Source organism: Kribbella sp. NPDC005582 (genome assembly GCF_040605415.1).
Taxonomy (GTDB): domain Bacteria; phylum Actinomycetota; class Actinomycetes; order Propionibacteriales; family Kribbellaceae; genus Kribbella.
Window position 1 is genome coordinate 54,993 of the sequence record NZ_JBEXCU010000001.1, and the last position, 18,985, is coordinate 73,977.

24 protein-coding genes are annotated in these 18,985 nt (G+C 69.1%); 9 read left to right on the top strand and 15 right to left on the bottom strand.

What is annotated here, in order from left to right; all coding sequences use genetic code 11:
* The first annotated feature begins 101 nt into the window (after nucleotides 1-101).
* The 3 genes from ABZS29_RS00240 to ABZS29_RS00250 are packed head-to-tail and all read left to right on the top strand — an operon-like array spanning nucleotide 102 to nucleotide 3,791.
* On the top strand, nucleotides 102-527 hold the full coding sequence (locus tag ABZS29_RS00240; protein WP_355457070.1) for a hypothetical protein: 426 nt from the start codon (nucleotides 102-104) through the stop codon (nucleotides 525-527).
* Nucleotides 524-1,264 (top strand): ABC transporter ATP-binding protein, encoded by a 741-nt coding sequence (locus ABZS29_RS00245; RefSeq protein WP_355457072.1) that lies wholly within the window; start codon nucleotides 524-526, stop codon nucleotides 1,262-1,264. The genes ABZS29_RS00240 and ABZS29_RS00245 overlap by 4 nt, the downstream gene beginning before the upstream one ends.
* A 43-nt stretch (nucleotides 1,265-1,307) precedes the next feature.
* Entirely contained in the window at nucleotides 1,308-3,791 is a 2,484-nt protein-coding gene (locus ABZS29_RS00250) for an FtsX-like permease family protein (protein ID WP_355457074.1), read from the top strand.
* Here the strand turns inward: ABZS29_RS00250 and ABZS29_RS00255 are convergent.
* Nucleotides 3,777-4,253 (bottom strand): SseB family protein, encoded by a 477-nt coding sequence (locus tag ABZS29_RS00255; protein ID WP_355457075.1) that lies wholly within the window; start codon nucleotides 4,251-4,253, stop codon nucleotides 3,777-3,779. The two genes, ABZS29_RS00250 and ABZS29_RS00255, sit on opposite strands and share 15 nt — an antisense overlap.
* 109 nt (nucleotides 4,254-4,362) lie before the next feature.
* Between ABZS29_RS00255 and ABZS29_RS00260 the strand changes: the two genes are divergently transcribed.
* Together ABZS29_RS00260 and ABZS29_RS00265 are read left to right on the top strand one after the other, a co-directional pair.
* Nucleotides 4,363-4,848, top strand: a complete 486-nt coding sequence (locus ABZS29_RS00260; RefSeq protein ID WP_355457076.1) for a hypothetical protein — start codon at nucleotides 4,363-4,365, stop codon at nucleotides 4,846-4,848.
* Nucleotides 4,835-5,482 (top strand): hypothetical protein, encoded by a 648-nt coding sequence (locus tag ABZS29_RS00265; RefSeq protein WP_355457078.1) that lies wholly within the window; start codon nucleotides 4,835-4,837, stop codon nucleotides 5,480-5,482. Before ABZS29_RS00260 ends, ABZS29_RS00265 begins: the two co-directional genes overlap by 14 nt.
* Here the strand turns inward: ABZS29_RS00265 and ABZS29_RS00270 are convergent.
* From ABZS29_RS00270 to ABZS29_RS00280, 3 genes are all read right to left on the bottom strand, one after another.
* Nucleotides 5,464-5,907, bottom strand: a complete 444-nt coding sequence (locus tag ABZS29_RS00270) for an oxidoreductase (RefSeq protein WP_355457080.1) — start codon at nucleotides 5,905-5,907, stop codon at nucleotides 5,464-5,466. The genes ABZS29_RS00265 and ABZS29_RS00270 overlap by 19 nt on opposite strands.
* A gap of 40 nt (nucleotides 5,908-5,947) precedes the next feature.
* A complete protein-coding gene (locus ABZS29_RS00275) occupies nucleotides 5,948-7,171 on the bottom strand; it encodes an RNA polymerase sigma factor (protein WP_355457081.1) in 1,224 nt (407 codons plus the stop codon).
* 166 nt (nucleotides 7,172-7,337) lie between these two features.
* Nucleotides 7,338-7,691 (bottom strand): YciI family protein, encoded by a 354-nt coding sequence (locus tag ABZS29_RS00280; RefSeq protein WP_355457083.1) that lies wholly within the window; start codon nucleotides 7,689-7,691, stop codon nucleotides 7,338-7,340.
* A gap of 93 nt (nucleotides 7,692-7,784) precedes the next feature.
* On the opposite strand from ABZS29_RS00280, the gene ABZS29_RS00285 reads away from it, so the two are divergent.
* The gene (locus ABZS29_RS00285; protein WP_355457085.1) at nucleotides 7,785-8,672 is read left to right on the top strand and encodes an aldose 1-epimerase family protein; all 888 of its coding nucleotides are present in this window, start codon (nucleotides 7,785-7,787) and stop codon (nucleotides 8,670-8,672) included.
* On the opposite strand, the gene ABZS29_RS00290 is transcribed toward ABZS29_RS00285, so the two are convergent.
* The 4 genes from ABZS29_RS00290 to ABZS29_RS00305 form a co-directional block, all read right to left on the bottom strand.
* Nucleotides 8,647-9,111 carry a PH domain-containing protein gene (locus tag ABZS29_RS00290; protein WP_355457087.1) on the bottom strand — a complete coding sequence of 155 codons (465 nt, stop codon included), beginning with the start codon at nucleotides 9,109-9,111 and terminating at the stop codon, nucleotides 8,647-8,649. The genes ABZS29_RS00285 and ABZS29_RS00290 overlap by 26 nt on opposite strands.
* Nucleotide 9,112: 1 nt before the next feature.
* A complete protein-coding gene (gene hisG, locus ABZS29_RS00295; RefSeq protein ID WP_355457089.1) occupies nucleotides 9,113-9,961 on the bottom strand; it encodes an ATP phosphoribosyltransferase in 849 nt (282 codons plus the stop codon).
* A gap of 48 nt (nucleotides 9,962-10,009) precedes the next feature.
* Nucleotides 10,010-10,273, bottom strand: coding sequence for a phosphoribosyl-ATP diphosphatase (locus ABZS29_RS00300; protein WP_132407744.1), 264 nt, complete (start codon nucleotides 10,271-10,273; stop codon nucleotides 10,010-10,012).
* A gap of 108 nt (nucleotides 10,274-10,381) precedes the next feature.
* Complete coding sequence (locus ABZS29_RS00305) at nucleotides 10,382-11,014, bottom strand: NAD(P)H-binding protein (RefSeq protein ID WP_355457091.1); 633 nt, start codon at nucleotides 11,012-11,014, stop codon at nucleotides 10,382-10,384.
* 66 nt (nucleotides 11,015-11,080) lie between these two features.
* Here ABZS29_RS00305 and ABZS29_RS00310 point away from each other — a divergent pair, with 66 nt between their 5' ends.
* A complete protein-coding gene (locus ABZS29_RS00310; protein ID WP_355457092.1) occupies nucleotides 11,081-11,566 on the top strand; it encodes a MarR family transcriptional regulator in 486 nt (161 codons plus the stop codon).
* Here ABZS29_RS00310 and ABZS29_RS00315 read toward each other — a convergent pair.
* On the bottom strand, nucleotides 11,554-12,522 hold the full coding sequence (locus ABZS29_RS00315; protein ID WP_355457094.1) for a WYL domain-containing protein: 969 nt from the start codon (nucleotides 12,520-12,522) through the stop codon (nucleotides 11,554-11,556). The two genes, ABZS29_RS00310 and ABZS29_RS00315, sit on opposite strands and share 13 nt — an antisense overlap.
* A gap of 62 nt (nucleotides 12,523-12,584) precedes the next feature.
* On the opposite strand from ABZS29_RS00315, the gene ABZS29_RS00320 reads away from it, so the two are divergent.
* Nucleotides 12,585-13,529: a hypothetical protein gene (locus ABZS29_RS00320; RefSeq protein WP_355457095.1), complete on the top strand. Its 945-nt coding sequence runs from the start codon at nucleotides 12,585-12,587 to the stop codon at nucleotides 13,527-13,529.
* Here ABZS29_RS00320 and ABZS29_RS00325 read toward each other — a convergent pair.
* Nucleotides 13,526-14,233 carry an SDR family oxidoreductase gene (locus tag ABZS29_RS00325; protein WP_355457096.1) on the bottom strand — a complete coding sequence of 236 codons (708 nt, stop codon included), beginning with the start codon at nucleotides 14,231-14,233 and terminating at the stop codon, nucleotides 13,526-13,528. The genes ABZS29_RS00320 and ABZS29_RS00325 overlap by 4 nt on opposite strands.
* 56 nt (nucleotides 14,234-14,289) lie before the next feature.
* On the opposite strand from ABZS29_RS00325, the gene ABZS29_RS00330 reads away from it, so the two are divergent.
* The gene (locus ABZS29_RS00330; RefSeq protein ID WP_355457098.1) at nucleotides 14,290-14,835 is read left to right on the top strand and encodes a MarR family transcriptional regulator; all 546 of its coding nucleotides are present in this window, start codon (nucleotides 14,290-14,292) and stop codon (nucleotides 14,833-14,835) included.
* Nucleotides 14,836-14,921: 86 nt separating this feature from the next.
* Here ABZS29_RS00330 and ribH read toward each other — a convergent pair whose 3' ends face one another.
* Genes ribH through ribD form a run of 5 tightly spaced genes read right to left on the bottom strand, consistent with a single transcriptional unit; the run spans nucleotide 14,922 to nucleotide 18,976 of the window.
* Nucleotides 14,922-15,392, bottom strand: coding sequence for a 6,7-dimethyl-8-ribityllumazine synthase (gene ribH / locus ABZS29_RS00335; RefSeq protein WP_355457100.1), 471 nt, complete (start codon nucleotides 15,390-15,392; stop codon nucleotides 14,922-14,924).
* Nucleotides 15,392-16,630, bottom strand: a complete 1,239-nt coding sequence (locus ABZS29_RS00340; RefSeq protein ID WP_355457101.1) for a bifunctional 3,4-dihydroxy-2-butanone-4-phosphate synthase/GTP cyclohydrolase II — start codon at nucleotides 16,628-16,630, stop codon at nucleotides 15,392-15,394. Before ABZS29_RS00340 ends, ribH begins: the two co-directional genes overlap by 1 nt.
* Before the next feature lies 1 nt (nucleotide 16,631).
* On the bottom strand, nucleotides 16,632-17,306 hold the full coding sequence (gene pnuC, locus ABZS29_RS00345; RefSeq protein WP_355457103.1) for a nicotinamide riboside transporter PnuC: 675 nt from the start codon (nucleotides 17,304-17,306) through the stop codon (nucleotides 16,632-16,634).
* Complete coding sequence (locus tag ABZS29_RS00350) at nucleotides 17,303-17,911, bottom strand: riboflavin synthase (protein WP_355457105.1); 609 nt, start codon at nucleotides 17,909-17,911, stop codon at nucleotides 17,303-17,305. Before ABZS29_RS00350 ends, pnuC begins: the two co-directional genes overlap by 4 nt.
* The gene (ribD, locus tag ABZS29_RS00355) at nucleotides 17,912-18,976 is read right to left on the bottom strand and encodes a bifunctional diaminohydroxyphosphoribosylaminopyrimidine deaminase/5-amino-6-(5-phosphoribosylamino)uracil reductase RibD (RefSeq protein ID WP_355457107.1); all 1,065 of its coding nucleotides are present in this window, start codon (nucleotides 18,974-18,976) and stop codon (nucleotides 17,912-17,914) included.
* Between the last annotated feature and the right edge of the window lie 9 nt (nucleotides 18,977-18,985).

Genomic DNA, 18,985 nt, shown 5'->3' on the forward strand with positions numbered 1-18,985 from the left:
TTTGCGCATCTGCACCACTGGGCCAGGGGGCCTAACACCACCTTCAAGAGGCACCCTCGGACCCTGCCGCCGGAAACTGTTCAATCCCTACGCTGTTTCACATGAACACTCTCCTTGATCCTCTGTTGCTCCCCGACCAGGTCGCCCTGAGCGAGTCCGACCGCCGCTCGGCCGGCGCCAAGCTGGACAGCGCCGTACGGCGGGGTGCGCTGACCCCGCCCGCTGCCGGCGACCGGGAGGAGCTGCTCCGCGCCGCCCGGAACCGCGGTGACCTCCGCCAGGTCTTCGCCGGGATCGCCGACGCGACACCGCCGCGCGGTCTGACTGTGGCGCTACGGGCCTTCACTGGTCTGTGGCTGGTCACCTGCGTCGTACAGTTCGTCATCTGGGTGGCGCTGGCCGTCTTCGGGCACTTCGACTGGCCGTGGTGGCTCTGGTCCGACCTGGGGCTCGGCATGATCGTGGCGATCCTGTGGTGGACGCACGAGTCGTACCACCGCAAGACCGACGTACAGGTCGGCGTGTGAACGCCCCGGTCCAGCTCACCGACGTCCGCAAGGTCTACGGCACCGGTCCGGGCGCGGTCACCGCACTGGACGGTGTCAGCTACGGATTCGCGGCCGGCTCCTTCACTGCGGTGATGGGGCCGTCCGGCTCCGGCAAGAGCACACTGCTGCACTGCGCGGCCGGTCTGGACACGCCGTCCTCTGGTCAGGTGCAGCTGGCCGGACAGTCGCTGACCGGACTCGACGAGACCGCTCTGACCGAGCTGCGCCGTGAGCACGTCGCCTTCGTGTTCCAGTCGTTCAACTTGATGCCTGCGCTGACAGTGCGGCAGAACGTCGTACTGCCGCTGACGCTGGCCGGGAAGTCACCGGACGACGCGTGGGTGAGCGAGGTGATCACACGTGTCGGTCTGGCCGAGCGCGTCGGGCATCGCCCGAGTGAGCTGTCCGGTGGTCAACAGCAGCGAGTGGCGATCGCACGCGCCCTGGCCGGGCGGGCCGCGATCACCTTCGCCGACGAACCGACCGGAGCGCTCGACACGGTGACCGCACTGGAGGTCCTGGCGCTGCTGCGGGACCAGTCCCGAGCACTCGGCCAGACCATCGTCATGGTCACCCACGACCCGGTAGCCGCCTCGTACGCCGACCGCGTCGTCTTCCTGGTCGACGGCCGCATCGTCTCCGAGTCCAACCACCCCACCGCCGAAACCGTCGCCGCCGAACTAGCCCGCCTCAGCCTCTCCCCCGCCAACTCCTAACCGGCCACCCTCTCCCCCGCCACGATCCTTCGGAGACCACATCATGTTTCGCCTTGCGCTCACCACCTTGCGTCACCGGACCGCCGCCTTCCTGGCGATCTTCGTCGCCCTGTTCCTCGGCAGCGCCTTGCTGGCGGCCGCCGGCGGTCTCCTTGAAACCGGCCTCCGCCTGAACGCCCCGCCCCAACGCCTCGCCGCGGCACCGGTGATCGTCAGCGGCGACCCGGCGTACCATCCGCCGAACGGCTCTGGCTCGGCCGCGTTCCCGGAGCGCCACCTCGTCGACGCGGACCTGGCCGCCAAGCTGGCCAGTACGCCGGGAGTCGAGAAGGTGATCGCGGACCGCTCGTTCCCGGCGGTGGTCCTGCAGACGAACGGTGCCGGCCGTCCGGTAGGTGCAGGTGTGGGGACCGCCGCGGCCGGAGGTGACGCTCTGATCGGGCACGGGTGGGCTTCCGCGCCGCTGACTCCGTACAGCCTCACCGCGGGGCGGGCGCCGCAACCTGGTCACGTGGTGCTTGATGAGCGACTGGCCGGCTCGGCCAAGCCCGGCGATCGCGTGAATGTGATGGTGCGTGGAGTGCCACGGGAGTACACGGTGGCCGGCATCGCGGCGGCGCAGCGGACAGTCGACGTACCGTCGATCTTCTTCGCGGACTCGGAGGCTGAGCAGTTGGCGCCTGCGCCTGATGCCATCGGCGTGTGGCCCGCGGTGCGCGGGTTCGTGCTGCCGGCGGGAGTGAAGGCGTACACCGGCGACGATCGCGGGGTCGCGGAGTACCGCGGGATCGCGACGAGCTTGCCGTTGATCATCATGTCCGGCGTCTTCGGTGGGATGGTGGCTGTGGTGATGGCACTGGTGGTGTCGGCGACGATCGGGTTGTCGGTGCGGCAGCGGCGGCGGGAGCTGGCGTTGCTGCGGGCGAGTGGCGCGACGCCGCGGCAGGTGGCGAAGATGGTGATCGCCGAGACGATGGTGGTCGGTCTGCTGGGACTGGTGCTCGGGTTGCTGTGCGGACGGTTCGCCGGGGGCTGGATCTTCGGGTTGCTGGCCGATGGCGGGATCGTGCCGCCGCAGTTGCGGTTCGACCAGGGACCGTTGCCCTTCGCGGCAGCCGCGGTGCTGACCTTCCTCGTACTGCGTGTCACGGTCGGAATCGCCGCCGGCAGAGCCGCGCAGATCCGGCCGATCCAGGCGCTCGCGGAGGCCGCCGTACCGGCTGTCGCGCTCGGCCGGGTGCGGATCCTGGTCGGCCTGGTCTTCGCCGGTGTGACCGTGTCGATCGCAGGCTCCACACTCTTCATGAGCCCGACCAATGCCGCCGCGATCGGCGGACCGGCGGGCCTGACCGGTTCGATCGCGGTCGCGATCCTCGCCCCGCTGGTGATCCAGCGAGCGCTGGTCCCACGACTGACCACACTCGTCGAGAAGCGCGGTACCAGCGGGATCCTGGCCGTGATCAATCTCCGGGTCCGGGCCGTCCAGTTCGCGGCGATCCTGATCCCGATCACCATCGCCACAACCATTGCCCTCGGCAACATCTATGCCCAGACCACGCAGCAGAAGGCGGCCGTCGAAGCGGCCACCGGCAGCCTGGCCGCGGACGTCGTCATCACCAGCTCCACCGGCGGCATCCCCGCGCCGCTCACCGAGAGCGCTCGTTCGCTGCCGGGCGTCACCGCCGTCTCCGAACTCGTTCGCAGCAAGGGCTGGATCGAATCCCCGTACGACGCCTCCCACACCAGCGACGCCTGGCCACTGCTCGGTCTGAGCGGACCGGTCTACAAAGGCAAGGTCACCAAGGGTTCACTGGACGATCTGCGGGGTTCGACCATCGCCCTGCCACCCGGTACGGCGCAGAAACTCAAGGTGGACGTGGGTTCGGAGCTAGGTGTCCGGCTCGGCGACAACGCACTGGTGAAGGTGAAGGTCGTGGCACTGGCCGAGGGCCCGTCCGGCTACGAACCGCTGCTGCTACCCGCCGATCTGCTGGCCGCACACACCACAACCGGCCTGCCGAGCATGCTGCTGATCAAGACCTCCGACAAGAAAGCCGTTCCCCAGTGGCCGGGTACCACGGCCGGCGGCCGAGAACTGCTCGGCGAAGGCTACGACGCCGGCCTCGGAGTCGATGCGTACATCGCCTACCTATTGGCCGGGATCGCGGTCGCCTACACCGCGATCGCCTCCGTGAACACGATCGCGGTCGCCGTACTGGACCGCCGCCGGGAGTTCGGCCTCCAGCGCCTGACCGGATCGACCCGGCGCCAGGTATCACGAATGCTCATGCTCGAAGGCCTCGTGATCGCGGCTCTCGGCCTGGTGATCGGCCTGATCGCGGCCGCCTTCACCGTCCTCCCGATCGCCGTCGCGACCCGCGGCTGGCCGATCCCCTCCGGTCCCCCGTGGATCCTGCTCGCCTGGATCGCCGTCGTACTGCTGCTGGTCCTCCCCACCACCGCCATCACCGGCCGGGTCGCCATGCGCCCCAAGCCCATGGACGCCCTGGCCTCAGCCGTCGGCTGACTCGATCCAGCCGTAGCCGCCGTCTTCCAGCCGAACCACCTGGAGGCCGGCGGCCAAGCGGCGTACGTCGTCTTCCTCGATCACGCCGGCGGCGGGGCCCGCGATGTCGAGGACGATGGCGGCGGCGCCCTCCTGGATGGCGGCGGTGGCCACCAACTGGGTTTGGGCGGGCATCGGGCGGGCTTCGGCGCTCCAGCGGGCGAGGCTTTCGGTGCCGGTGAAGGCGAGTAGCGCGTTCCGGCCGTCCTGGCCCTGGAGCAGCGCGACCGCCATGTCCGAGGTCTTGTCGTGCGCCAGGCCCTGGTCGTCGTACTCGACCTCGCCGAGCATCGCGACCACGGGGACCAGCAGCCGGGCGCGGGTCAGCGCGGCCAGCATCGCTCCGTGATCGCCGGCCGCGAGCGCCGCCGCCAGCGCGGCGTCCGCCGTACCGTCGTCGTTGTCGAAGCCTGTGAATGCCAAACGCCGTTCTGCTGGTTGCACACGCCTATTGTCCCCGGAGCGCGGTTTCAGGGTGGCGTCAGGGCTGTTCCCCCCTTGGATCGTGGCCTGACTGTGCGAGCCTGGGTATGTGCCTGACTTCAACGATTTGACGCTGCTGCCGTTCTGCGTGGGCCTCACGTTGCTCGGCCTGATCGGCTCGTGGGCGGCCTGGCGGCGGCGCGGGCTCGCGGCCGGGACGCGCGGTGTGGCCTGGTCACTGCTCCCGGTCTCGCTCTACCTGACCGGGCTGCTCGAACTGGTCTGGGACGTCGTCCGGTCAGCGGTCAGTTGGATCACCCATCTGATCTTCTCGCCGACCGTCTGGGCGGGCGTCGCGCTGTTCGGCGTCTCGGTCGTCCTGTACGTCGTTTCCGGCGTCGCCCGGTCCCGCCGCGGCGACGCGCCCCGCGAACCCAAGAAGAGCAAGCCAACCGGTGAGCTGACCACCACCGGACCGGCGCCCGCGTCGGCTGCCCCTGCCAAAGCTGCGAAACCCAAGGCCAAGGGTGGACAGCAGGATTCGTCGGAGTTCGACGAGATCGAGGACATCCTGAAGCGCCATGGAATCAACTGAGACCCTCCTCCCCCTGGACTCCCTGCTCGACCTCGTCCAGGCCGCGCCCCCGCGGCTGGGCCGGACCCGGCTGATCTCGATCGACGGCCCGGCCGGTTCCGGCAAGTCCACCCTCGCCGACCGCTTCGAGGCCCGCGCCACCGCCCGCGGCGTGCACACCAACGTCATCCACATGGACGACCTGTACGACGGCTGGTCCGGCGCCGAACGCGGTTTCGCCCTGCTCCGCGACCACGTCCTGCAACGGCTTGCCGACGGCCGCGAAGGTCGTTACCGCCGCTACGACTGGCACACGGCCGCGTACGCCGAACTCCACGTCGTACCGGTCACGGTCGAACTGCTGATCGTCGAAGGCGTCACCTCCTGCGACCGCGACGCCGACCGCTTCCAGTCCCTGCGCCTGTGGATCGAGACCACCAACGAGGTTCGCCTCGACCGCGGCATCGAGCGCGACGGCGAGGCCCTGCGTGACCATTGGCTCGACTGGATGCGCTGGGAACGCGACCACTTCGCGCTGCAATCCACCCGCGACCGGGCCCAGGTAGTTGTCGACGGCAACCCTGAGCTCCCCCACGACCCAGCCATCGAACTAGTGGCCAAGTCGGTAGCCCTACCTCACTCAGCGGCCTCCTGAAGCCCGTCCCACGACCACCGCGGAACGCTCAGTCCCCGCGGCACCTGATCCTTCGACCCGTGGTACCGAGCCATCGAGACGTTCGTCGCCCAAGCGAAGTAGTCGTGCAGCACGTCCTTCAGCTCACCGGTGAGCCCCACGTCGTCCAGCGCCTCGTCGAAACAGGCGATCGCGCGCCGATCCATCTCCAGATGCTCACCGTTCCCGCTGTGCATCCAGACCACCGTGCTCTCGTCCCCGTCCGCCCACGCGGGCCCACCGAGCGCCTCCGCCCAGTACGCCGCCAGCCGCTGGGTGTGGTCCGGGTGGAACCCGTGACGGAACGCATGGCTCACCACCTCGTCGGCCAGCACCCGCTCATGCCATGCATGCGCGAGCCGAACCATCCCGTCCATCCCACCGGCCGCGTCGTACAAGCTCTCCATACCCGTCAGGCTGGCAGCCGGCCCAACCCCTGACAAGCCGTCAGTTATCCCCAAGAGCCTTCAGGCGAGCGTGGATGTGTACGCGCTCGGGGTCCGAGCCTGCGAGCTGCAACGCCTGCTCGTAGGCGGCGATGGCTTCGGTACGGCGGTCCAGCCGGTGCAGGAGGTCGGCCCGGGCGAGGGCGTACGGGTGGTAGTCGCGGAGTCGAGGCTCGGCGGCCAGCGAGTCGAGCAGGTCGAGAGCAACCTCAGGACCGTCACGGAAGGCGACCGCGGCCGCCCGGTTGAGCGCGATCACGGGTGACGGGTCCAGGGCGGACAGGACGTCGTACAGGGCGACGATCTGCGGCCAGTCGGTCGCGGCGAAGCTCGGCGCCTCGTCGTGGACGGCGGCGATCGCGGCCTGGACGGCGTACGGGCCAGCTGGGCCGCCGGTGAGAGCGCTGACGACGAGCGAGCGCCCTTCCTCGATGTGGGAAGAGTCCCAGCGGCTGCGGTCCTGGTCTTCGAGCAGGATCACCTGATCGTCGGGACCGCTCCGCGCATCGCGGCGGGCGTGCACGAGCAGCATCAGCGCGAGCAGCCCGGTGACCTCGCGCTCCGCCGGCAGCAGCTTGTGCAGGATGCGCGCGAGCCGGATCGCCTCCTCGGCGAGGTCGAGCCTCTGCAGATACGGTCCCGAGCTGGCGGCGTACCCCTCGGTGAAGACGGAGTAGATCACCTGCAGTACGCCGGGCAACCGCTCCGGCAGCTCATCCGCCGACGGGACCCGAAACGGGATCCGGGCGTCCCGGATCCGCGCCTTGGCCCGGACGATCCGCTTCGCCATCGTGGCGGCCGGAACGAGGAACGCTCGCGCGACCTCCGGCGTACTGAGTCCGGCCAGGCAGCGCAGCGTCAGCGCCCCGCGGTCCTCCGGGGCCAGCGCCGGGTGTGCGCAGGTGAAGAACAGTTCGAGCCGGTCGTCCGGAAACTCACCGCCCGGGCGCGGTGGCTCGGCCCGGTCCGCGTCCACCTGCAGGATCGCGAGCTTCGCGGCGTACACCTGGTCCCGGCGCAGCCGATCGACCGCCTTGCGCCGGGCGGTCGTCATCAGCCAACCGCCCGGATTCGGCGGTACGCCGTCCACCGGCCAGCGGACCAGCGCCGCCTCGATCGCCTCGGCCGCGACCTCCTCGGCCAGGTCGAGGTCACCGAACCGCCGGGCCAGCGCGGCCAGCAACCGGCCGCGCTCCTCCCGGAAGACCGCCTCGACCTGGTCCATCGTCAGAGGGTGTCTGGGGAGTCGGCGCCGTAGCGAGCAGGTGCTCGGTGCGGTGCATCGGTGTGCTGGGGCGAAGGGTTCGATGCGGAGCATCTAGCCCTTTGCACCAGTGCGGCGAGGTGCCGTGCCGAGTGCCGCGCAGTAGGTGCGGACTCCCCAGACACCCTCATACCCCCGGGAACTCCGCGACCGGCCGCACCACGACCGAACCGCCGGCCCGCGAGCCCGGGCACTTGGCCGCCCAGTCGAGCGCGACATCCAGGTCCGGTACGTCGATCACGTAGAACCCACCGAGCACCTCGCGCGTCTCGGCGAAGGGCCCATCCGTCACGGTGCGCTTGCCGTCGTTGTCCACCTGCACCCGAGTCTGGGTGACCAGGTCAGCCAGCGACTCCGACGCCACGACCACTCCCACGTCCGTGATCTCCTTGTCGAACCGCATCCAGTCCTCGGGCTCACACCCGACCGCTCCCCCGGACAGGTCGAGCTCGCCGGCGTTGATCAGCAGCAAGTACTTCACGGTGTTACCTCCTGTTGGCGTGTCTACAGCATCACCACGAACAGGTCAGCCCCAGATGGACAGCGCTACGGAACAGTTTGTGAGGATGGGTGCATGAGCGTGCTGCCGAGCGGTGACCAGTGGACGATTTCGGGCGGCGGGTACGCCGGGACTGTGGTGAGCGTGGGCGGTGGACTGCGCGGGCTCACGTTCGAGGGACGCGAAGTGCTGCTCGGGTACGCCGAGAACGAAGCGGCGCATGCGGGAATCGGCCAGCACCTGTTCCCGTGGCCGAACCGGATCACCGACGGCAAGTACAGCTTCGGTGGAGTTGACCAGCATCTGTACCTGACCGAGCCGCCGCGCCGGAACGCGATCCACGGCCTCACCCGCTGGGCGAACTGGAACCGCCTCGACGACGGCTCCGACCCGTCGACCGTAGAGGTCGGCTACCGCCTGCAAGGTCAGCCCGGCTACCCACACCAGCTCGACCTCCGCCTGCACTACCACCTCGACGAGAAGCTGACGGTGACCGCGTCCGCCACGAACGTCGGCGCGACTGCGGCGCCGTACGGGTATGGCGCTCACCCCTACCTCAGCGTCGGCCGGCCGATCGACGAGTGCGTGCTGGAGTTCACCGCCGAGCAATGGCTGGAGGTCTCGCCGGAGCAACTGTCCCCGGTCGGACTCGCGCCGGTCGCCGGATCGCCGTTCGACTTCTCGACCGCGCGACAGCTCGGCGACCTCGACATCGACAACGCCTTCACCGGCCTCGGCGGCAGCTGGGCGGTCACCCTGTCCGACCCGGACTCCGGCGCACGGTCGACCCTGAGCGGCGACACGCCCTGGATGCAGCTCTACACCGGCAGCGCAATCGGCCGTACGGCGCTCGCCGTCGAGCCGATGACGTGCCCGCCGGACGCGTTCGTGACCGGGCAGGACCTGGTCGTCCTGGAGCCCGGTCAGTCACACGAAACTAGCTTTCGGGTGTCAGCCTCGTAGGTCCCGCACCATGGGCGCGGGCGACGGCCGCCAGTTCGTTGGCGGCCGTGCTCGCCCGGCGCCCCTCGGCGGCCTGCACCGCGAGAACGCCGATTCGGTTGCCATCGGCATCGAACAGCTGCAGCCAGGCGTCGCCTGAGGTGAACCGGAGCGCGCTGACGTCCGACCAGGGCAGCGTGTACGACTTGAACACGTTGCGGACCCGGATCCGGTCCGCGTAAGCCGACACGCGGACCGTCGCCATCCGGTAGAGGATCCACAGGATCGCGCCGAAGAACGCCAGCAGGGTCAGGCGCTGGAACCAGCTGAACGTCTGCTTGGTACCCTCGTCGAACTGCGTCCAGATCACCGCGAACAGCGCGATCAGCGAGAACCCCATCACCGCCGCCATGATCGCCACGCTCCGCGGATGGAACGTGAACAACCGGTCGGTGGTCATCTCAGATCCGGCAGGCGTGGATATCGGTGGTGAGGATGGCACGGGCGCCCACCTCCCAGAGCTGATCCATGATGCGCTGCGCCTCGGCGCGCTGCACCATCACCCGTACGGCGACCCAGCCGGCGCGGTGCAGCGGCGAAACCGTCGGCGACTCGAGACCGGCCGCGACCGCGGTGGCCGCGTCGATCTGGTCGGCCGGGATGTCGTAGTCCATCATCACGTAGTTGCGCGCGATCAGGACGCCTTCGAGCCGGCGAACGAGCTGCTGCAGACCGGCCGGCGGGTTCTCCACCCCGTGGCGCTTGAGCACGACTGCCTGCGACTGCAGGATCGGTTCGCCGAACACCTCGAGGCCCGCCTGGCGCAGCGTCGTACCGGTCTCGACGACGTCGGCGATGACATCGGCCACGCCGAGCGCGACGGCCGTCTCGACCGCGCCGTCGAGGCGGACGACGGAGGCGTCGACCCCGTTCTCGGCGAGGTGGTCGGTCAGGACGCCGGCGTACGAGGTGGCGATCCGCTTGCCGGACAGGTCCTTCACCGAGGACGCGACCCCGGGCGGACCGGCGAACCGGAAGGTGGAGCTGCCGAAGCCGAGCTCCATGATCACGTCCGCGTCGGCGTGCGAGTCGAGCACCAGGTCACGGCCGGAGATGCCGACGTCCAGGGTGCCCTCGCCGACGTACACGGCGATGTCGCGCGGGCGGAGGTAGTAGAACTCCACCTCGTTCGCCACGTCGATCAGGCTGAGGTCTTTGGTGGTCCGGCGCTGTTTGTAGCCGGCTTCGGTGAGGATCTCGATCGCGGACTCGCTCAGCGAGCCCTTGTTCGGTACTGCGACGCGCAGCATGGCACTGCCCAATCTGTCGAAACTTGAACCGGGTCTGTGAGGTGCTGACTACAGATGTCGGTAGACGTCTTCGAGCTTCAGATCGAGCGCGATCATCATGACCTGCGCGTGGTACAGCAGCTGGGACAGCTCTTCGGCGGCCCGGTCCTTGCCCTCGTGCTCGGCGGCCATCCAGGATTCGGCGGCCTCCTCGACCAGCTTCTTGCCGATCGTGTGCACGCCGGCATCGAGCTCCGCCACGGTGCCGGATCCCTCCGGACGCGTGCGTGCCTTGTCGCCCAGCTCGGCGAACAGCTCCTCAAAGGTCTTCATCGCCCGCCCAGCCTAGATGCTCGCTCCGGACGCCCGCCGCTCAGGTCCGCCTGGCGGGACTCACCGCGCCGGAGAACAGCAGACTGGCGGCGCGGACGAGCCTGTCCATCAGTACGCCACCCCGACTGTCTGGTCGACCATCGCCGGGTCTGCGACGGCAGCCAGCATCAGGTGGGCCACGTCGGCCCGGCCGATCAGGTAGCCGGCCGGCACGATGCCGCCGATGCTGGTGCGGTACTTGCCCGTGAGAGGCCGCTTGGTCAGCTTGGGCGGCCGGACGACCGTCCAGTCGGTGCCGCTGCTCGCGATATCGGCTTCCATCACCCGGAGATCGGCGTACACGTCGGCGGCGATCGCCCTGATCATCGGCAGCAGCAGGCGGCGGTTCAGGAAGCTCTCGCCCGGCGGTGTCGGTCCGATCGGCGCAGCGCTCACCGCGACAAAGCGGCGTACGCCGGTCTTCGTCATGGCGGCCAGGATCGACCGCGTGCTTCCGGACGCGACCGCCCCCGACTTGGCGGTGCGAGGCCCTACCCCGGAGATGACCGCATCCCGGCCGTCCACCGCATCGAGCAGCGGATCCGCCTCGGTCAGCCCGGCGACGCGCACGACCTCGACACCCTGCACCTCGTACGGCGAGGAGGCGCGCACCACCGCGGTCACCTCGTGCCCCGCCGCCAAGGCCTGCTGAACGACGTGGCCGCCGATCCCGCCGGTCGCTCCGAACACTGTGATCCTCATCCGTACCCCTCCTGGGTTATGGTTTCCAGGTCATCTGTAACTCATATAGTACGGAACTCATAATTTATGGAACAGGCACAATCGGGTGACGCGCGTCACCGCCGCCGGGCCGGGAACGACATCAAGGCCGGACTCCGCGACCTGCGGATCCAGCTCGCGCTGCTCAACCATCAGGTCGGCGGCCGGCTGGCGCTGAAGGACGTCGACCTGGACTGCCTGGACGTGCTGTCACGCAGTGGCCCGCTCACCCCGAGCGCGCTCGCCAAGCGGGCCGGGCTGCACCCCGCCACGCTGACCGGGATCCTGGATCGGCTCGAGCGAGCCGGATGGATCGTCCGGGACCGCGCGGCGGCCGACCGGCGCAGCGTGACGATCCGGCTGCTCCCCGATCGTGGCGTCGAGGTCTTCCGGCTGTACCAGCCGATGCTCGGCGCGATGGACGAGGTCTTGGCCGACTACACCGAGGACGAGCTCGACCTGATCGCGGGATTCGTCCGGCGGACTGTCGAGGCAGGGCAGAGCGCCGTCAGCTCGTTCGATCAGGAGCCGTAGAGCTCAGCGAGGGTGCGGCCGAGCGTGGCAAGTTCGGTCCGGAGTTCCGGGGGTTCCAGGACTTCCAGGTTGCTTCCGAAGCGGGCCAGGCTGGCGGCTGCGTTGCCGATGGACTCGATCGGCAGGGTGACGACGACAGTGCCGTCGGGCTCGGGCGTGGCGTCGGCTACTGCGGCGACGAGCAGCGGGAACGAGACGTCGTACATGCGGGCGGCGAGGTCGGCGGAGACGCGGACCACGGCCTCGGCGGTGAAGCGGGACTGGTCGAAGTACTGCAGGTGGTCCTGCCAGAAGCGCGCGAGGTCGAAGTCGCCGGTCCGGGTGAACTGCTCGTCGGTCGGGGTGAGTTCGAGGATGTTGGAGACGCGGTACGTGCGCATCCCGGTCTCGGTGGCGGCGACGACGTACCAGCTGCCGCTCTTCAGGACGAGACCGTGCGGCTCGAGCACCCGGTCGACCTCGCGCGGTGCGGACCAGCGGCGGTAGCGGGCCTTGATCCGGCGGTCATGCAGTACGGCGTCCGCCACGGCAGACAGGTGGGGTGAGGTCTCGGCGTCGGCGTACCAGGCGGGCATGTCGAGGTGGAAGCGGTTCTTGAGCCGTCCGGCCCGGTCACGCTGGTCGGGCGCCAGTGCGGCGAGCAGCTTCAGCTCGGCCGCGTTGGTTTGGGCGGTGAGGCCCAATGCGGCTGCCGGTCCAGGCATGCCGACCAGGAAGAGTGCAGCGGCCTCCTGCTCGGTCAGTCCGGTCAGCCGGGTGCGGTAGCCCTCGACCAGCCGGTATCCGCCGGCCCGGCCTTGGTCGGCGTACACGGGGACTCCGGCTGCGGCCAGCGCCTCGACGTCGCGGTAGATGGTTCGCAGCGACACCTCGAGCTCGTCGGCCAGCTCGCGCGCGGTCAACTGTCTGCGGGTCTGCAGCAACAGCAGGATCGACAAGAGCCGGCTCGAACGCATGACTTGAGAGTAGCCGGAAAGACTGCCACGCCTTGTCAGGTTTTGCGGTCAGGCTGAGCCTCATGACGACATGGACCAAGGCGACCGGCGACTTCGACTTCCTGAACGGCGACTTCGACGTCCGACACCGGCAGCTGATCGCCGGCGAATGGATCGAGTACGACGGCACCACCACCGCGAAGACCTACTTCGACGGCGCGATCAGCATCGACGAGATGCGCTTCCCGACCAAAGGCACTTACGGGCTCTCCGTCCGCCTCTTCGACCCCACGACCTCGGAGTGGTCGATCTGGTGGGTGAACAGCACGACGATGGAGCTCTACCCGCCCGTGCGTGGCCAGTGGTCCGCTGACGGCTCCCGCTGCCGCATGGTGGGCGAGGACGCCGTGGACGGCCGCCCGATCCTCTGCAGCTACGAGTGGTCCGATCTCACCGTCCAGACCGCCCACTGGGAACAGGCCTATTCCTACGACGGCGGCGCGACCTGGGAGACCAACTGGACGATGGACTTCACTCGCCGCACCACGCCGGCCCCGCCACTCGACGTACCGAAGGTCACTGGTGAGTTCGACTTCCTGGTCGGCCGCTGGCACATGGCCAACCGCCGCCGTCGCCCTGCGCTCGGCGAGCCGCACGAGTGGTACGAGGTCGAGTCCGAGATGCAGGTGACGACATACTTCGACGGGGCGATCAGCTTCGACGAGGGCTGGTTCCCGACCGAAGGCTTCCGCGGCGCCACGTTGCGGTTGTTCAATCCCGCCACGAAGACCTGGTCGATCCACTGGATCAACAGCCTCCGCGGCCAGCTGGAGACCCCGGTCGTCGGCTCGTTCGGTGACGACGGACTCGGCATCTTCGAAGGCCCCGACGTCTGGGAGGGCCGGCCGATCGACGTCCGCTTCACCTGGACGCCCGGCGCCGACAAGTCCGCCTGGCAACAGGACTTCTCCGAAGACGGCGGCAAGACCTGGGTGACCAACTGGTTGATGGCGCACACCCGGATCTAGCGGGTGATCAGGGCACCGCCGTTCACGTGCAGGACCTGACCGGTGAGGTGCCTGGCGGCGGGGGACGCGAGGAAGTGGATGGTGCCCGCGATGTCGCCGACCACTCCCTCGCGCTTCGTCATAGTTGCCTCTAGCAACGTCTGGCGGCGCTCCTCGGTGAGGCGGCCTTGGAAGAACTCGGTCTCCGCGGTGTACCCCGGCGCGACGACGTTCGAGGTGATGCCACGCGGACCGAGCTCGGCGGCGACGTCGGCGTTCCACAGCGCGAGCGCGGCCTTGGAAGCGCCGTACGAGCCGGGGCCGCGGGCGCCCGCGATCGATCCGAGGTGGACGACAGCCGTGGTCAGGCGCGGCGCGAGCGCGGTGGTCGTCAGTACTGCGCTGATCAGGTTGGCCTCGAGGTTGGCCAGCCAGTTCTCCTTCACCTGCTTGAGGCTGTCCTCGGGACGGCCGAAGTCGGTGTTGCCACCGGCATTGTTGACCAGTACGTCGACCTGGTCGGGCAACTCGGCCAGCAACTGCTCGATCTGCGCCGGGTCGGTCGCGTCGCACACGACCGCCCGGGCACCCAGCTCCGCCGCGGTCTTGGCCAGCGGCTCGGCCCGGCGTCCGGTGATCACCACGTCGTCGCCGTTCGCCCGGAACAGCTCCGCCGTCGCCCGTCCGATTCCGGTCGCTCCCCCGGTCACCACGATGGTTCGCATAGTTGTCGTCCTCACGTTTAGACCTAAATGTTTAGACCTAAACGTAGCATGGGCCCGTGACCGACAACTACCCGCTCGACGCTCCCAGCCCCTACCCCGCCGCGGAGATCGCCCGCGCCTGGGAACGCGAGCGCCCCGGCACACCGACCGATTCGATCGAGATCGTCACGCCGATCTGGCGGCTGGCCAAGCTGTTCGCCGACGACCGCCGCCGTGTTCTCGCCGACCTCGGCATCGACCCGGCCACGCTGGATCTGCTCAGCGTGCTGCGCCGTGCCGGAGCGCCGTACGAGCTGACGACTCGAGAGCTGGCCCGCCGTACGCTCGTTACGGCGGGAGCCATCTCGCAGCGCGTCACCCGGGCCGAGGACACTGGCCTGGTCACACGCAGCCCCGCCTCCGACGGCACCCGCGCGGTCGTCGTCACGCTCACCCCGGCCGGCCATGCCCTGATCGAACGCAGCGTCGACCAGGTCCTCACCCGCGAAGCCGAACTAGTCGCCTCCCTCGCCCCCACCGCCCGCACCCAGCTAGCCACCGCCCTCCAGCAACTCCTGGACGAGGTGACTGCTCAGACCCGCGGCGTACCGAAGGACTGTTAATAGTCGCCTGCAGCGCGTACCAGCACCCGGTGATCAGGCGTGGAAGCGCGCTGTGACAGGCACTAGTAACAGTCCTTCGGTACAGCTCACAACCCTCGCACGGCCACCAGAGTGGACAGCGCCGCCTGAGTGGCCTCGTAGCCCTTGTCCTCGCGGCTGTCGGGGAGGCCGGCGCGGTCGAGGGCCTGGGGGTCGTTGTCGCAGGTGAGGACGCCGAAGCCGATCGGTACGCCGGTGCTGACGCCGACCTGCATGAGGCCGTCGGTGGTCGCCTGGCAGACGTACTCGAAGTGCGGGGTGTCACCGCGGATGACGACACCCAAAGCGATCACGGCGTCGTAGCCGGCCTTGGCCGCGTGCAACGACGCGACCGGGAGCTCGAAGGAGCCCGGCACGCGAATCACCTTGTAGTCGGTCACGCCCGAGTCGTCGAGGGCACGGATCGCGCCGGCGACCAGGGAGTCGGTCACCTTCGGGTGCCACAGCGCCGCGACGATCGCGACGCGGGCCCCTTCCGCGCGCGGGGCTTCGATCGTTGGTGCTCCACTGCCCGACATCAGCCGGCTCCGTTCTCTTCGGTCAGCAGGCCGCCGGGAAGGTGGTGGCCCATCCGGTCGCGCTTGGTGCGCAGGTAGCGCAGGTTGTGTTCGGTCGGGTCGATCGAGATGCCGCGCCGCTCGACCACGTCGATCCCGTGGCCCTGAACGCCGGCCACCTTGTCCGGGTTGTTCGTCAGCAGCCGCACCTCGCTCACACCGAGGTCGGCCAGAATCTGGGCGCCCGCAGCGTAGTCGCGCGCGTCGGCGGGCAGTCCGAGATCGAGATTCGCCTCGATCGTGTCCCGGCCGGCGTCCTGCAGTTCGTAGGCCTGCAGCTTGTGCAGCAGCCCGATCCCGCGACCTTCGTGACCGCGGAGGTAGACCACCACACCACCTTCGGCCGCGACCTGCCGCAGCGCCTCGTCGAGTTGCGGACCGCAGTCGCACCGCAGCGAGCCGAAGACGTCACCCGTCAGGCACTCCGAGTGCAGCCGGACCAGCGCGGGCCCGTCCTTCAGGTCGCCGCGGACCAGCGCCAGCTGCTCCGATCCGTCCACCGTGTTTCGGTAGCCGTGGGCAACAAAATCGCCGTACCGGGTGGGCAGGGTGGTCGTCGCCACCCGCTCGACCTGCACCTCGGTACGCCGGCGGTACCGGATCAGGTCGTCGATCGAGACCAGTACCAGCCCGTGCTCGTCGGCGAAGGTGCGCAGGTCCTGACCGCGCTTCATCGTGCCGTCGTCGTTCACCAGCTCGGAGATCACGGCTGTCGGGTTCAGCCCGGCCAGCCGCGCGAGATCGACCGAAGCCTCGGTGTGCCCAGGCCGAACCAGTACGCCGCCCTCCCGCGCACGCAGCGGAAAGATGTGTCCCGGCTGCACCAGGTCATAGGACTCGGAGGCCGAATCGGACAGCACGCGAATCGTCCGGGCCCGGTCGGCCGCCGAGATCCCGGTACTGATGCCGTCGCGCGCATCGACCGAGATCGTGTACGCCGTCCGCATCCGCTCGCGATTGTGCGGAGTCATCAGCGGGATGCTGAGCCGGTCCAGCTCCGCACCCTCCATCGGCACGCAGACCACGCCCGAGCTGTAGCGGATCAGGAACGCCAGCAACTCCGGCGTCGCCTTGGAGGCGGCGAAGACCAGGTCGCCCTCGTTCTCCCGGTCCTCGTCGTCGACCACGACGACCGGGCGCCCGGCCCGGATCTCGTCGATCGCGTGCTCGATCGTGTCGAGCTTGAGTACGTCTCCCATGTCAGCCCACCACCACAGCTTCCGGCGGAGTGACCCGCTCCCGGTTCTGAATCTTCCACCACGACGCGAAGCCCACGACGCAGAACAATCCGTAGATCACGTACATCGCGGCCGACGGGTAGAACTTCGCCTGCACCAGTAGCGGTACGCCGACCACGTCGACCGCGATCCAGATCAGCCAGAACTCGACGAACCCGCGCGCCATCCCGTACGTCGCCAGGATCGAGCCCATCAGGATCCACGCGTCCCACTGCGGCCCCCAGGAACCCAGCGCCCGCAGGACGAAGAAGCCGATCGCGTAGAGCACGACGCCGATGCCGAGCAGCTCGAGGCGCTCCCGGCCCGTCGCCCAGCGCGGTGTCACCGCCTTCGCCGCACCGCGGTGACGGGTCTGGTACCACTGGTACCAGCCGTAGACGCTGAGGATGAAGAAGAAGACCTGCCGCCCGGCCTGACCCCAGAGGTCCTTGTCCTGCGGCGTGTCGAAGATGCCGCCGACGAAGACGGTGAACAGCAGGACGTTGCCGATGATGCCCACCGGCCAGGCCGAGACCAGCCGACGCATCCCGAACAGCGCGCTGGCCAGCCCGAACACGTTCCCGACGATCTCCCGGACCAGCACCTGCGAGCCGGCGATCGTCACCTCCGCGTGCAGCAACCAGTCGATCGCGTTCATTTGTCTCCTCCAGAGGTGAGCAGTCTCTCGACGTACTTGGCGATCACGTCGACCTCGAGGTTGACGGTGTCGCCGACCTGGTTGCCGCCGAGCACGGTGAGCTCGAGCGTGGTCGGGATCAGGCTGATCCCGAAGGTGCCGGTGACGTCGTCGACGTCGGTGACGGTCAGCGAAACCCCGTCGACGGCGATCGAGCCCTTCTCGGCGATGTACTTGAGGATCTCCGGACCGGCCGCGATCCGGACGTCCTCCCAGTGCTCGGACGGCGTCCGGCTCGCGATCGTGCCGACGCCGTCCACGTGCCCCTGCACGATGTGGCCGCCGAGCCGGGCGTGCGCGGTGACCGCCCGCTCCAGGTTGACCTTCGAGCCCTTCTCGACCGCGCCGAGGCTGGTCCGCTGCAGCGTCTCGCGCATCACATCGGCGGTGAACAGACCGTCGCCGTACTCGACGACCGTCAGGCAGCAGCCGTTGACCGCGATCGAGTCGCCGTGGCCGGCGTCCTCGGTCACCTTGGGGCCGCGGATGGTGAGCCGCGCCGCGTCGCCGTCGAGCAGGTCGAGCGCCTCGACGGTGCCGAGTTCCTCGATGATTCCGGTGAACATCTACTTTCCTCCCAGAGGTGACAGCGTCAGCCGGACGTCGTCGCCGAGACGCGTCACGTCCGTCAGGTTGAACCGCCGCAGGTGGTCGATCGATTCCGCACCGAGGTCGCCGATCGCGGCGAAGCCGGAGCCGAGGACGGCCGGAGCGACGTACGCGACGATCTGATCGACCAGGCCGGCGCGGATGAACGCGGCGGCCAGCGTCGGGCCGCCTTCGAGCCAGAGATGCCGGATCTGCCGGTCATCCAGCTGCCGCAGCACCTCGGCAGGGTCGTGAGTGGGCAGCAGCAGCGTCTGCGCCCGGTCGTTGCGGACCTTGGCCGAGGCCGGGATCTCCCGGTCGCCAACGACCACCCGCAGCGGCTGCCGCGGCACCGGTACGTCGTTCGCGTCGCGGACCGTGAGCTCGGGATCGTCGGAGAGCACGGTCTGCGTGCCGACCGCAATCGCGTCGCACTCAGCGCGATGACGGTGTACGTCGGCTCGCGCGGCCGGCCCGGTGATCCACTTGCTGCTGCGGTCGGGAGCGGCCGACCGGCCGTCCAGCGTGGTCGCGAACTTCCAGGTGACGAACGGTCGCCCGGTTCGCACGCTGTGCAGCCAGATGTGGTTGACCGCCTCGGCCTCGTCCTGCAGGAGGCCCTGCTCTACCCGGATGTTCTTGCTGCGCAGCTTCTCGCCACCGCCGGACGCCTGCCGGTTCGGATCCGGTACGGCGTACACCACGCGGCTGACGCCGGCCTCGATCAGCGCATCGGCACACGGCCCGGTCCGGCCGGTGTGGTTGCACGGCTCCAGTGTCACGTACGCCGTACCGCCGCGGGCGCGCGGTCCCGCCATCCGCAGCGCCTCGACCTCGGCATGCGGGCCACCGGCGACGGCGTGGAATCCTTCCCCCGCCGGAAGGCCGTCGGCAGCGGTGATCACGCAGCCGACCACCGGGTTCGGGTGGGTGCTGCCGACACCACGAGCAGCCAGCTCGATCGCCCGCCGCATCCAGGCGATGTCGATCGGCCCAGAGTTCGGCCCAGAGTTCGGCGCCGTGTCAGGCCCTGCGTTCGTCACTTACGGTCC

What these genes read in the sequence shown, in the direction of transcription:
- ABZS29_RS00240 (WP_355457070.1), top strand. Translation starts at nt 102, where the DNA reads ATGAACACTCTCCTTGATCCTCTGTTGCTCCCCGACCAGGTCGCCCTG.
- ABZS29_RS00250 (WP_355457074.1), top strand. Translation starts at nt 1,308, where the DNA reads ATGTTTCGCCTTGCGCTCACCACCTTGCGTCACCGGACCGCCGCCTTC.
- ABZS29_RS00265 (WP_355457078.1), top strand. Translation starts at nt 4,835, where the DNA reads ATGGAATCAACTGAGACCCTCCTCCCCCTGGACTCCCTGCTCGACCTC.
- ABZS29_RS00270 (WP_355457080.1), bottom strand. Translation starts at nt 5,907, where the DNA reads ATGGAGAGCTTGTACGACGCGGCCGGTGGGATGGACGGGATGGTTCGG.
- ABZS29_RS00275 (WP_355457081.1), bottom strand. Translation starts at nt 7,171, where the DNA reads ATGGACCAGGTCGAGGCGGTCTTCCGGGAGGAGCGCGGCCGGTTGCTG.
- ABZS29_RS00285 (WP_355457085.1), top strand. Translation starts at nt 7,785, where the DNA reads ATGAGCGTGCTGCCGAGCGGTGACCAGTGGACGATTTCGGGCGGCGGG.
- ABZS29_RS00290 (WP_355457087.1), bottom strand. Translation starts at nt 9,111, where the DNA reads ATGACCACCGACCGGTTGTTCACGTTCCATCCGCGGAGCGTGGCGATC.
- hisG (WP_355457089.1), bottom strand. Translation starts at nt 9,961, where the DNA reads ATGCTGCGCGTCGCAGTACCGAACAAGGGCTCGCTGAGCGAGTCCGCG.
- ABZS29_RS00300 (WP_132407744.1), bottom strand. Translation starts at nt 10,273, where the DNA reads ATGAAGACCTTTGAGGAGCTGTTCGCCGAGCTGGGCGACAAGGCACGC.
- ABZS29_RS00305 (WP_355457091.1), bottom strand. Translation starts at nt 11,014, where the DNA reads ATGAGGATCACAGTGTTCGGAGCGACCGGCGGGATCGGCGGCCACGTC.
- ABZS29_RS00310 (WP_355457092.1), top strand. Translation starts at nt 11,081, where the DNA reads ATGGAACAGGCACAATCGGGTGACGCGCGTCACCGCCGCCGGGCCGGG.
- ABZS29_RS00315 (WP_355457094.1), bottom strand. Translation starts at nt 12,522, where the DNA reads ATGCGTTCGAGCCGGCTCTTGTCGATCCTGCTGTTGCTGCAGACCCGC.
- ABZS29_RS00320 (WP_355457095.1), top strand. Translation starts at nt 12,585, where the DNA reads ATGACGACATGGACCAAGGCGACCGGCGACTTCGACTTCCTGAACGGC.
- ABZS29_RS00325 (WP_355457096.1), bottom strand. Translation starts at nt 14,233, where the DNA reads ATGCGAACCATCGTGGTGACCGGGGGAGCGACCGGAATCGGACGGGCG.
- ribH (WP_355457100.1), bottom strand. Translation starts at nt 15,392, where the DNA reads ATGTCGGGCAGTGGAGCACCAACGATCGAAGCCCCGCGCGCGGAAGGG.
- ABZS29_RS00340 (WP_355457101.1), bottom strand. Translation starts at nt 16,630, where the DNA reads ATGGGAGACGTACTCAAGCTCGACACGATCGAGCACGCGATCGACGAG.
- pnuC (WP_355457103.1), bottom strand. Translation starts at nt 17,306, where the DNA reads ATGAACGCGATCGACTGGTTGCTGCACGCGGAGGTGACGATCGCCGGC.
- ABZS29_RS00350 (WP_355457105.1), bottom strand. Translation starts at nt 17,911, where the DNA reads ATGTTCACCGGAATCATCGAGGAACTCGGCACCGTCGAGGCGCTCGAC.